Source organism: Bradyrhizobium sp. (assembly GCF_019242285.1).
Taxonomy (GTDB): domain Bacteria; phylum Pseudomonadota; class Alphaproteobacteria; order Rhizobiales; family Xanthobacteraceae; genus Bradyrhizobium.
On record NZ_JAFAVV010000476.1, the window covers coordinates 21,572 to 32,974 of the forward strand.

At 61.8% G+C, this 11,403-nt stretch carries 11 protein-coding genes and 1 pseudogene; 5 read left to right on the forward strand and 7 right to left on the reverse strand.

The window, feature by feature from the left end; all coding sequences use genetic code 11:
- Positions 1–69 precede the first annotated feature (69 nt).
- Positions 70–477: a DUF4864 domain-containing protein gene (locus JOY90_RS18900; RefSeq protein ID WP_291692634.1), complete on the forward strand. Its 408-nt coding sequence runs from the start codon at positions 70–72 to the stop codon at positions 475–477.
- On the opposite strand, the gene JOY90_RS18905 is transcribed toward JOY90_RS18900, so the two are convergent.
- Both JOY90_RS18905 and JOY90_RS18910 read right to left on the reverse strand, forming a co-directional pair.
- Entirely contained in the window at positions 474–1,193 is a 720-nt protein-coding gene (locus tag JOY90_RS18905; RefSeq protein ID WP_291692643.1) for a dienelactone hydrolase family protein, read from the reverse strand. The genes JOY90_RS18900 and JOY90_RS18905 overlap by 4 nt on opposite strands.
- A gap of 40 nt (positions 1,194–1,233) precedes the next feature.
- Entirely contained in the window at positions 1,234–1,713 is a 480-nt protein-coding gene (locus JOY90_RS18910; protein WP_291692635.1) for an Lrp/AsnC family transcriptional regulator, read from the reverse strand.
- Positions 1,714–1,848: 135 nt separating this feature from the next.
- Between JOY90_RS18910 and JOY90_RS18915 the strand changes: the two genes are divergently transcribed.
- Positions 1,849–2,235 carry a nuclear transport factor 2 family protein gene (locus JOY90_RS18915; protein WP_291692636.1) on the forward strand — a complete coding sequence of 129 codons (387 nt, stop codon included), beginning with the start codon at positions 1,849–1,851 and terminating at the stop codon, positions 2,233–2,235.
- A 150-nt stretch (positions 2,236–2,385) separates the two neighbouring features.
- On the opposite strand, the gene JOY90_RS18920 is transcribed toward JOY90_RS18915, so the two are convergent.
- Complete coding sequence (locus tag JOY90_RS18920; RefSeq protein ID WP_291692637.1) at positions 2,386–3,648, reverse strand: MFS transporter; 1,263 nt, start codon at positions 3,646–3,648, stop codon at positions 2,386–2,388.
- A gap of 77 nt (positions 3,649–3,725) precedes the next feature.
- On the opposite strand from JOY90_RS18920, the pseudogene JOY90_RS18925 reads away from it, so the two are divergent.
- Together JOY90_RS18925 and JOY90_RS18930 are read left to right on the forward strand one after the other, a co-directional pair.
- Positions 3,726–3,980, forward strand: a pseudogene (locus JOY90_RS18925) (copper-binding protein).
- Positions 3,981–4,028: 48 nt separating this feature from the next.
- A complete protein-coding gene (locus tag JOY90_RS18930; protein ID WP_291692638.1) occupies positions 4,029–4,400 on the forward strand; it encodes a hypothetical protein in 372 nt (123 codons plus the stop codon).
- Positions 4,401–4,434: 34 nt separating this feature from the next.
- Here JOY90_RS18930 and JOY90_RS18935 read toward each other — a convergent pair whose 3' ends face one another.
- Together JOY90_RS18935 and JOY90_RS18940 are read right to left on the reverse strand one after the other, a co-directional pair.
- The gene (locus JOY90_RS18935) at positions 4,435–5,196 is read right to left on the reverse strand and encodes an NYN domain-containing protein (protein WP_291692644.1); all 762 of its coding nucleotides are present in this window, start codon (positions 5,194–5,196) and stop codon (positions 4,435–4,437) included.
- A gap of 211 nt (positions 5,197–5,407) precedes the next feature.
- On the reverse strand, positions 5,408–7,186 hold the full coding sequence (locus JOY90_RS18940) for a phosphate ABC transporter substrate-binding/OmpA family protein (protein ID WP_291692639.1): 1,779 nt from the start codon (positions 7,184–7,186) through the stop codon (positions 5,408–5,410).
- A gap of 545 nt (positions 7,187–7,731) precedes the next feature.
- Here JOY90_RS18940 and JOY90_RS18945 point away from each other — a divergent pair.
- Complete coding sequence (locus JOY90_RS18945) at positions 7,732–8,199, forward strand: AMP-binding protein (RefSeq protein ID WP_291692640.1); 468 nt, start codon at positions 7,732–7,734, stop codon at positions 8,197–8,199.
- A gap of 493 nt (positions 8,200–8,692) precedes the next feature.
- Here JOY90_RS18945 and JOY90_RS18950 read toward each other — a convergent pair whose 3' ends face one another.
- Both JOY90_RS18950 and JOY90_RS18955 read right to left on the reverse strand, forming a co-directional pair.
- A complete protein-coding gene (locus JOY90_RS18950; RefSeq protein ID WP_291692641.1) occupies positions 8,693–10,465 on the reverse strand; it encodes an SUMF1/EgtB/PvdO family nonheme iron enzyme in 1,773 nt (590 codons plus the stop codon).
- Between the two features lie 231 nt (positions 10,466–10,696).
- Positions 10,697–11,134, reverse strand: coding sequence for a hypothetical protein (locus JOY90_RS18955; protein WP_291692642.1), 438 nt, complete (start codon positions 11,132–11,134; stop codon positions 10,697–10,699).
- Positions 11,135–11,403 lie beyond the last annotated feature (269 nt).

Genomic DNA, 11,403 nt, shown 5'->3' on the forward strand with positions numbered 1-11,403 from the left:
GATTTGACCCTGTTGCCTGCGCAATCCGCTGTTAGGATGATGCGCGTTGAAGACGTTGCGGAGCCCGTCATGCGCGCCACCGTCCTGCTGCTGGTTGCCCTGCTCTCGTTGTCACTGCCGGCGGCTGCCGCGGACGACGGCGCGGCCGCGCAGAACGTGATCCGCGCCCAGGAGCAGGCCTTCGGCCGCGACGATGCCGCCTCGGCCTATTCCTACGCCGCGCCGGCGATCCGCCAGATGTTTCCCGATGCCGATCTCTTCATGCTGATGGTGCGGCAATCCTACGCGCCGATCTATCGCCACCGCAGTTTTGAATTCGGCGAGGCGCGCAGCGAACGCGGCTTCATCGCGCAGCGCGTCCGCATCGTCGATGCCAATGGCGAGGCCTGGGAGGCGCTCTACACCCTGGAGCAGGAGCCAGACGGCAGCCTGAAGATCACCGGCTGCACGCTGCTCAAGGCCGGGCAATCGGTCTAGGGCGATGCCATTCCGAAGACTTCCCCGAGCAGGCCGAGCATCGCCGCCCACGAGCGCCTGTCCGCCGCGGGATCGCAGCCGTGGTCGGGGATATTGGGATCGTCCGCTTCGGGATTGGTGAAGCCGTGCGCCGCGTTGCCGTAGACTTGCACCTGCCAATCCACGCCGGTCTTGCCGATCGCCTCCATGAAACCGTGGAGTTGCACCATGGAAACCAGGCCATCGGCCGCGCCGTGGCAGACCAGCACCTTCGCCTTGATGTTCGCCGCATCGTCCGGCCGCTCACTCGACAGACCGCCGTGGAAGCTGACGACCGCGGCCAGCGGCGCGCCGCTCCGCGCCAGTTCGAGCGCCGTCGTGCCGCCGAAGCAATAGCCGATCGCAGCGATCCTTGCCGGCTCCACGCCATCGACTTGCGACAAAGCGAGGCGGGACGCCTCGGCGCGCGTTCGCCAGTGCCCGAGATCCGCCCGCAAGGCGCCCATCAGCTCGACGGCCTGCGGCAGGTCGCGGGCGGTCGCGCCATCGCCATAGAGATCGGCCACCAGCACGACAAAGCCGAACGCGGCGAGCCGGCCGGCGCGTTCGATGGCGTGAGCGCCGATGCCGCGTGCATCCGGGAACAGCACGATGCCGGGGCGGTTCCCGGCGCGGGAGTCGTCGCTGAGGAGAACGCCCTTCAGCGCGGTTGAGCCGTCGCGATAGTCGAGGGTCATCTGTTTCACGGCGATATTGTCCTTCGTTCCGGCCGCGCCCTCATCCGAGATGTGAAAGCGGCAGCGGCGCGCCCGCCTTGAGCGTCTGGATCGCGATGTTGCTGCGGACCTCGCGGACGATCGGCATATTGAGCAGCTTTCCGACCAGGAAACGCTGGTACTCTTCCAGATCGGGCACGACCACTTCAAGGAAATAGTCGGCCTCGCCGGAGACCAGATGGCAGGCGACCACTTCCGGCATCTCGACCAGGGCCTGCTCGAAGCGCTGGGCCTCCTCGTTGGCATGGACACTGATCTTCACGCCCAGGAACACCGAGAAGCCGAGGCCGATCCGGGCCCGGGCGAGCGTGGCGCGGTAACCGTCGATATAGCCGTCGCGTTCGAGCCGCTTCACCCGTCTCAGGCAGGGAGACGGCGACAACCCGATCTTGTCGGCGAGCTCGACATTGCTCAGCCGGGCATTGGCCTGGAGTTCCCTGACAATGCGGCGGTCGACCGCATCGAGCTCGACTTTTGACATGAAGCGTATTCCGTGAGGCCTTCAGAGGCATAACATTGCGCCATGAGCACCAATATTAGCGCATTTCGCAAGGACCCGTCTCGCCTCTTCGTGGGATGGTGAAGCCGGAATTCCCGCCCGAACGGAGTGACCGCCATGCACGAGAACCCTGCCGTCGAACCCCTGCTCGAAGCCGTCGAGCGCTATTTCGCGCTGATGTATGACAACGACGTCTCGCGCTTCGATGCCGTGTTTGCGCCGAGCGCGCAGTTGCATGGACTCCGCGAGGGCGAATTGAAGCTCATCCCCGCCGCCGTCTATCGCAACAACCTCGCCGCGCGCCCCTCGCCGCAATCGAAGAACGCGCCGCGGCTGCAAGAGGTGCTGCTGGTCGATTTCGCCTCGCCCACGCAGGCCATGGTCAAGGTCCGGGTCCGCATCAATGACCAGCAATATCTCGACTATCTCGCCTGGCACTGCATCGACGGCACCTGGCGCATCACGGCGAAATCATTCCATGTCGAACGGACATACGAGGCGTAGGGTGGGCGAAGGCGCCGACGCGACGATGCTTCGCATCGCGCGGAGCGACGTGCCCACCATTGTATCGACGACATCGCTTTAGAGGGTGGGCACGCTTCTATCTTTGTAGGCAAGCTTCTGTGCAAGTGGCCGATTAGCCCACCCTACCGATCATGACGCTACCAGCGCCAGCCGCGTGCGGGCCCGCCACAGCAGCATCAGCACGATGCCGATATTGAGCACGTTCCAGGCCACGCCGTTGGCAAAGGCCGCGGCGTAGGAGCCGGTGGCGTCGAAGATGACGCCGGAGACCCAGCCGCCGAACGACATGCCGAACACGGAGGCGAAGATCACGATGCCGACGCGGGTGGCCGCCTCGCGCGCCGGCATCGCCTCGCGCACGATGATGGCATAGCTCGGCACGATGCCGCCCTGGAACAGGCCGAACATGCCCGAGATCAGATAGAGCGAGGTGAGGCTGTCGAAGACCAAATAGAACAGCAGCGCGAAGGCTTGCGCGACCGAGCCGATCAGGAGCGTGCGCAGGCCGCCGATCCGGTCGGCGAGCAGGCCCGAGCCGATGCGGCTGATGATGCCGAACCCCATCATCAGCGACAGCATCTCGGCGCCGCGCGCCACGCCGTAGCCGAGATCGCCGCAATAGGCGACGATGTGGACCTGCGGCATCGCCATCGCCACGCAGCAGGCGATGCCGGCGATGCAGAGCAGCACGGTCAGCGCATTGGTCGAAATCCCGAGGTTGACGCGCGGCGGCGGGGCGTTGGCGTGATCATGCAGCGCGGTCTTGCCGATGGTCGCCCGCAGCACCAGCAGCAGCAGCGTCATCGTGACCGTGCAGAACAGGCCGATCGCTATGTGGGTGGTGCGCCAGCCCGCCGACTCCAGGCCCCAATTGACCACCGGCGGCCAAATCATGCCGGCGACGTAGTTGCCGCTGGCGACGACGGTTACCGCAAAACCGCGATAGCGCTCGAACCAGTGCGACGCCTCCGCCATCAGGGGCGCAAAGGTCGCCGAAGTCCCGAGCCCGATGAAGAAATAGACGGCAATGAACTGCCACAACGCGGTGGAGAGCCCGGCGAGCACGAAGGCTACGCCGAGAAAGGCGATGCTGAGCGCCATCGCCATGACGATGCCGAACCGGTCGGTGATCCTCCCTGTGACGACGCCGCCGAGGCCAAAGCCCATCATGAGCATGGTGAAGGCCAGCGACACCGCGCCGCGGCTGGCCGCGAATTCGGCCTGCACCACCGGCAGCACCACGACCACCGCCCACATGCCGACAGCCCCGATCGAGGCAATCATCACGGCCAGAGCCAGCCGGGCCCAGGCCTGGCGGGAATCGGGGGTGAAGGCGGGGCGTTTTGGGAATCGATCGGCTGGGGCGTGCACGGGCGCAAATTCTCCGCTCATTGCCTAAGGGTCAACCCACAAGGCCGTCGGATTAGGCATGCAGTGTGCAGCGCCGCAAACGACTGTTTTGACCCAGCCTGTCGATCGGCGCGGCGACCGCGTAGGACAAGGCCATCAATGGCGAGGTCAAGAAGATCGACGAACGCGCCGGCAAGATCACGCTCAAGCACGGCCCGGCGCCGAGCCTCGGCATGGATGCCGGCATGACCATGGTCTACCGCGTCAAGGACCCCGCCATGCTCAAGCAGGTCAGGGCCGGCGACAAGGTGACGTTCGAGGCCGAGGAAGGCAACAACGGCATCGTCGTCACCAAATTGACCAAGGCGAAATAGGGCTCCGCGGCGTGAAGCCCGCGCCCCCCTCTCGGTCCGGCGGCTGCCGTGTTCGGTCTGCCTTTCCCGTATATCCAGTGGGGCGGCGTCTCGTCGCTCGAATATGACTTCATGCCGCTGGCGTATGCCTTCAACATTCTCGCCCTGCTCGGGCTTTTCTGGCCGTTGACCAGGATGCTCCTCCGGTCCTTCGGCGGGAGATGGAGCGGCATCCGGCCTGCTCTGGGTGCAGCCGGTCTCGTTCTCGCGCTTGTGGTGTCAGCCGGCGTCGCATTGCTGATCGATAGCGGAGCCTGGCCAACGGCGTACGTCAGCCTGTATGGGCAGGATATGTATTTCGACCTTCGGCCGCTCCGACTCACGCTCAACGACCTGCACTATGAGTGCACACCGTCCCAGGCATGGTTTCCACATCGCTGAGTCCAGATCGCAGCCCCGGCAAGGCGTGATGCCATCATGTTGCATCTACGGCCTTCGGCCTTGGCGTCGACCTGGTGGCGGACTTGGTGCGAATGCGGAGCGATCCCCCTTTCGGACGATCGATCTCGAACGCGTTGGTCTTGCGCACCAGATCGCTCAGCTTGCGAAAGCCGAATGTTCGCGGATCGAAGTCGGACGCCAGATTGGCAAGCTGGGTTCCGACCACGCCCAAAGGCACCCACCCGTCCTCGCTCTCCATCTGTGTCATGACCTTCATGAGGATGGGCGTGGCCGCGCTGGGAGGCTGAAGGGGTTTTGAGCTCGCGGCGGCATCCTGGCTGTGCGCAGAGCCGGCCAGCAGGTTCTCGGTGTACACGAACCTGCGGCAGGCCTGGCGGAAGCTCTCCGGCGTCTTCTGCTCGCCGAACCCGAAGACATCGATGCCCTGCTCGCGGATGCGGGCGGCGAGGCGGGTGAAATCGCTGTCCGAGGACACCAGGCAGAAGCCGTCGAACCGGCCGCTGTGAAGCAGGTCCATGGCATCGATGACCAGCGTGATGTCGGAGGCATTCTTTCCGGTGGTGTAGGCGAACTGCTGTTGAGGGATGATGGCATGTTTCGACAGCGTGTCGGCCCAGCCCTTCGAGCGGGCATTCGAGAAATCGCCGTAGATGCGGCGAACGCTCGCCTCTCCGATCTTCGCGATCTCCTCGAACAGTCCATCTGCGATCTTGGCGGATGCATTATCCGCATCGATCAGAACAGCGAGACGAGGCGAGCGGAGTTCGGACGGCATGACGTATCTCCCGGAAAGGTGGTGATCTAAGCAGAAATTCCGGGACACCGCGATGGTGCAGGGCCATCCGATCGAACGGGCCAACGCATTCTCAACCGCTATTGCAAACTGGGTTGGGTGGGTTAGGGACCGGGATCGAGATGTCGCCACCCGATCAGACGCGGCCATGACGGGGGATAAATCGACGCCCACGTGATGGGGGCCATGGACGTCAGAACACCCACACCTCGACGCGCCGGTTCTTGTCGAGGCCCTCATCATTCGAATTGCAGGCAACCGGCGCGGCCGCCCCGTATCCCGCCACGACAGCCGGATTGACATTGCGCTGACGCAGCGCCTTGGCGACCACTTCGGCACGCACTTGAGAAAGCGCGCTGTTGCGTGCCGGCGTGCCACGGGAATCCGAGAAACCGAGAAGCGCGATACGGCGACCGTGAGTCTTGCCGCTCTCGACGAAATCCGCAAGACGGTTGATGTCGCGGATGGCGCGCGAATCGAGCTCGGATCTGCCGATCCTGAAGCGAAAGGTGATGCTGAGCCGGACCCCGTTTCCTGCGCCCTGGCGGAAGCTGGCAAAGAGCTTGGGATCGCCGCGATCCCGGGCCGGCAGCGCAAGGCGCTCCGTGACGTAGTCCTTCGACGAGAGTTCGGGCAGCAGGCTCACGAATCCCTTGCCGTCGACGGCCCGCTGGGCAGCCGCGGAAAGAGCGAATTCGACGAACTGGCCGACTTCGCGATTTTCCTCATGATTGCTGACATACAGGAAAAGCCGACGAGACAAGGGATATTCCTCGGTTTTCACCGCGAAGGCCGAGGGCGCGAAGCTGAGACCGCAATCGGTCTTGATCGAGACCGCCTTCGCATCCCGCAGATAGGCAAAGCCCGCAAATCCGATGCCGTTCGGATCATTTGCCACCGCATCGGAGAGCTGTTCGCTGCTTTCGTAGCGCGCGGCCGACGCAACGAGCTTGCGATCCTTCAGGACCAGCGTTTTGAACGTGTCCCATGTTCCCGACTTGTTGTCGCGGGCGTAGACATTGATGCGACCCGGTTGTCCGCCGAGCTGCGACCAGTCCGCGACGGCACCGGAGAAGATCGCGGCGATGTCGGAGAGCGACAACTCGGTCACGGCGTTGCCCTTGTTGACGAACACGAGAATGCCGTCGAGCGCGATGACGTGCTCCTGGCCGGGACCGTTCGCCTCGCCGAAGCCGATTTGAGCGAGACTGCCGACTTCGTCGCTCGTGATCGGGCGCGACATCATGCCGATATCGGCGTCGGCCTTGAGCAGCGCGGTGACTGCCGTCGCCGAACCATGACTGGCGACCGAGGCGCTGAATTCTGCCGACTTGCCGGTCGCCCTCAGCGAAAACTCTTCCTCTCCGGGCTTGTCCTCGAGAATGTCGCCGGCGCCGGCAGTCCTTGCGTAAAGCCTGAGCAGCTCCGGCACGAGCTCCGCCCCGATCGTGTTCGAGCCGGCGAAACGCAGCGCATCGATCGAGCGCCTGGGAAGACCATTGGCCAGGGCTGCTCTCGTCGGCGAAGCGCCCGTCGCGCCCGCGTTCGGCGCAGGCGTCGGCGACGTGTCATCGGCCGCCCGCATTGGGGAAGTTACCGCGGCGGTAACTGAGGACGTGACGGAGCGTTCCAGCTCGGAGAGTTTGTTATGGACGGCGGCGCAATCCGTCAATCCACCGCTCACCATGCGCTGACCCACGACGATATTCTCGTCGTAGACTTGCCGTATCGACGAGGCTTCCTCGTTTCTGGTGATGTGGGTGTTGATCAGAGACGAAAACTTGTCGGCGATATCCTTGATGCGCGCGGGTAGTATGTTGGTGCAGGCCGAGGCAGAGCCAAGCACGCCTCCGACGTCGACCGCTAGTGCGCGCAAAATATCGAATTTCGATTCGGTTTGCGCGGCGTTTCCGATCCCCGACATCGTCATCAGAGCCCCGCCGGCGATGACGAACACAAGCTGCCGCAACATGTACTTCAGGCTCCTCGGATTGACCGAGTCTTCGGTAGAAAGTTTTCCCGCGGTGGGCATCGATGGCGCGACGACGCCAAGTCGAAGTCTCCAGCGAAGCTTCTCTTCCGGAGGATGAGTGGTAATACCGAGCCGACGTGAAGCCGATCTGCCGACGATCGCCGCGGAGGGCACCCGGAGCTACACCAGGGCGGAAGCGATTCTTCATCTGCCATGGAATACCACCTCTAATTGATCGTCTCTCAATTACCCGTTGCTGTCAAGGATCGGGCGACCTGCGCGTGCACGACAACCTACGCATGTTTCGAACTCCCGAGTTTCGCATGGCCGAGCGCTCGCCTGGTGCCAGCTAGTCCGAGCGCACCAGGGAGCTCTGTCGCCGGACGAGCGATCTTGGAATCCGAATCTTATCAGCCTCATTCTCAAAACCTCATCCCGAGGAGCATCGCGCGGCGACATGGCCGGTCGCGTTCATCTCCCCGATGTTTCATGCAATGTCCTGGGGCATGCCCTATTGCGCACCTGCAATGGGCTCGTAGCTGGTGATGCCCGGACAGAAAGTCGACGGTGAAAGCCTGCACAGATTGTTCGAGCACCACGGCGTCACCTTCGCCAACGGCGTGCCGACCGTCTGGCTCGTCTACGTTCAGTACCTGCAAAGCGCGGGCGTGAAGCCGACGACGCTCAATCGTGTGCTGATAGGCGGCACGGCGTGCCCGCGTTCGCTGATCGAGGCGTTGCAGGATGACTACGGCGTCGAGGTGCTGCATGTCTGGGGCATGACGGAAACGAGCCCGGTCGGGACGCTCTCGAAGGCGCTGCACAAACACAAGAACCTGTCGAAGACCGAGCAGCGGGACCGACAGGTCAAGCCGGGACGCGCGGTTTTCGGAGTCGAAATCGGCATTCGCGATGGCAACAAGGAGCTGCCGCACGACGGCAAAGCGTTTGGTGACCTTGTGATCCGCGGCCCCTGGATGAACTTCCGCACGGGGCCACCGGGAAGCTCTTGAAGACGAAGCTGAGGGAGCTCTACGGGAGCCACAGGCTCGCCACCGTCGACCGAGCGAAAATGGCTTCAGAGTGAGGGCAAGGAGAAGCACCTCCAAAGTCCGTAGGGCGGATTAGCCCTACTGGTCATGAGATCGGTAGGGTGGGCTAATCGTACTAAGTCACAAGAAGACTCAAGCCATTGAATCGACTCGTCTTTGTGCAAATATGGTCGTTCCAAAAAGCGAAAGGATTTCAACGAGAGCACCACACATGTGACTTAGTACTACTAAGCGACCACATGCACGCAAGTTTGCCACATGAAAGCCGGAGCGTGCCCACCATTCAAAGCCGTGCCGTTGACATAATGGTGGGCACGGCGCTCCGCGCCTTAGCCCCCCTACGGCTCTCCGAAGCCCGTGGGGCGGATTAGCCGGAGGCGTAACCCGCCGATCGGACGCAGAGTTCGGCGAATTACGCTGCGCTAATCCGCTTATAGTATGACCGATCAGGTGTTCATGGTGAAAGCGTTCTTCCGAGCCGGAAACCGTAATTGTCGTTCCGCACGTTAGCTGAGTTCTTGATGCGGATCGCTGAGCGGAGGTATCTCCGATCGTAGTACCAGGAGCCGCCGCGAAGCACGTAGACATTACAGTTTGCGGCCATCCAAGCCGATCCGTCGGAGGGCGCGCCGACGTAGCTATCGTGATAGCAGTCTTCGACCCACTGCCAGGTATTTCCGTGCATGTCATACAACCCGAAGCCATTCGGCAGAAAGTGGCCGACTGGTGACGTGTAGTCGTAACCATCACACTTGCCGGCGGCGTTGCCGTAGCGGCACATCTCCTTATCGTCATTACCGAAGAAGTAGCGCATGGTCGTCCCGGCCCGCGCCGAATATTCCCATTCTGCTTCGCTCAGCAATCTGTAGTCCTTGCCTGTTTTTTTCTCCAGCCAGTGGACATAGGTTCTGGCGTCATCCCAGCTGACGCAGACCGCCGGATCTGACCCGGTCTGCACAAAGTCGACGGCGCAACCCGACGTCTCCTTGTAGCCGGTCTCATCCATGAATGCCGCAAACTGGTCGACCGTCACGTGGTATTTGCCGACTGCAAATGATCGCGCAATCGTGACCGAATGTTGCGGACCCTCGTCGGGAGATCTTGCCAGTTCGTCTTGTGGGGACCCCATGACATATCGTCCCGCTGGAACCACCACCATCTCGGGACACTTGTCGCATTCCTTGAATTCATCTTTTGGCTTCAGCGACCGCTCCTCTGCTGGTGTCAATGGACAAGGCGTACGCGATGATGGTGAGCCCGCAGTGATGGCCGCCCCGCATGACTGCTTCAGCAGGGTGTCGATCTTGACTTGTGCCAGGACTGCAAATTCGCAGGCAGGAAACCGCGCAAGGTGATCCTGAAGCGCATCGATCGTACCGATCGCCTCGGCACTATGCCAATGATCAGCAGCCGAAGCACAGGCGTCAAGCTTCGACGCGGATGGCGTGGATTTCACCGTGCCACGCAGATAGAAGCGGCTGATGAGCGAAAGGGAGAGTTCGGGCAATTGCGAATGTCTTGTCGTCTCGAAAACCTCTTCACTCACTTTTCGAAAAATGTCTCCGATCTCGTCCTGCCCTTCAATGTGCCTGAGAAAAGCCCTCGTATATGGACTGTTGCGGCCCTCGCCATCTTCAGCCGTTTGCCCGGCTTGAGTGGCATACGACACGATCATCCCTTGAGGCGTATCGATCTTTGCAAGCCCTTGCTGTAGCGGCATGGCTCTCGTCGTTCCGATTGAGCGGCTGAGTTGTTCGGCAAACGGGTTGTTCCGACAGGAGTCCAGGATAAGGATCCGAAGATTCTTTGCACTCTGCAAGTACGATACGATCTCGTCGACGCGGGTCATGCGACGCAAATCTAGATCATCGATCAGCTTGGCATCGACAGGCGCCAGGTAATTTATGCCGTTGAACTGGAACGCATGACCACTGTAATAGAACAACGCGACATCGGCGGTTCTGGCGGTGCGTGCGAACAGTATGATCGCATCTTCCATTCCATTTTCGTTGAGGTCGGTCGCCAGGATTATTTGAAATCCCAATCGCCGCAAGGCCGCTGCCACGTCACTGGCGTCATTCGGCGGATTCGGCAGACGTTTGACATTTTGATAGGCGCCATTGCCGATTATCAAAGCAACGCGATTTTCACAGAGCGCCGGTCGAGGGACGACAAGCACCAACACCAAAACAATGATCGGAAAAAGGGGGCAGACGGATGAGCGCATTCCCTTATCGTCCCAAGAAACACGCGCTACGAGTTAATTGGCGCACTAGCAATCCGTAGAACGCGCCTTTTGTAAGGCATGGATTAGCCCGTGGGCGGATAGCCGGAGGCGTAATCCGCCGATCGGATGCAGCCTTCGGCGGACTATGCTTCCGCCTTCGCTCCTTGAGCTTCGGCGGACAAGCCGCTGATCCGCCCTACGCGCTGCTGGCTGTATCGCATGCGCGACGGTTCACCCGGCGTGGCTTTGAAAATAGGTGATTCGCCACTCGCCTTTGTCGTTGGACCTCAGGCGAACCTCGAATGGCAACCCGATGAAATAGTCCACACTCACCTGATCCGGATCGATCTTGCGCCCCATGATCCAGCGGCGAAGCACGTTTCCATAGGACTGGAAACCATGAGTGCCAATCAATTCGACGGGCCGGTTGGCGGGAAACGCGTCAATGGCCATCTGGTGGCGGATGCCGGCTTCGAAGGCCGCAAACGAGCTTCCCACGGACACCTCCTGGTTCGTCAACCGATAAGCGCCGCCAAGATCGCCAGCCTGTACGAGATCGATGAAATTCCTCGATATCTCGATCGGCGCGCGCGGAACATAGCTCGAGCGAGCCAAGGCATATGCTGCGCCGCTCGCCACGACCGCGATTGCGACCAGCCCGCAGAGCACGGCCTTGGCGTTTTTGCGGTTCATGGCGCGGGCACCGGTGAGACGTAGCGGGTAGCCCGCATGAGCGCAGCGATATGCGGGATCAGCGCAAATGAAGCTCCCCAGATGTCGCTGCGCTCATCCGGGCTATGCTTGCTCTCTAGACACCGACGAGATGGTCGTTGGCAAGAATCTGAGCGCGATATTCATTCTCACTCCAGCGTTCAATTGTGGGCCCTGTTCGTCGCGTCGATCAATACAATCTACTGCGCCCCCTCAGGTTTTCCCTG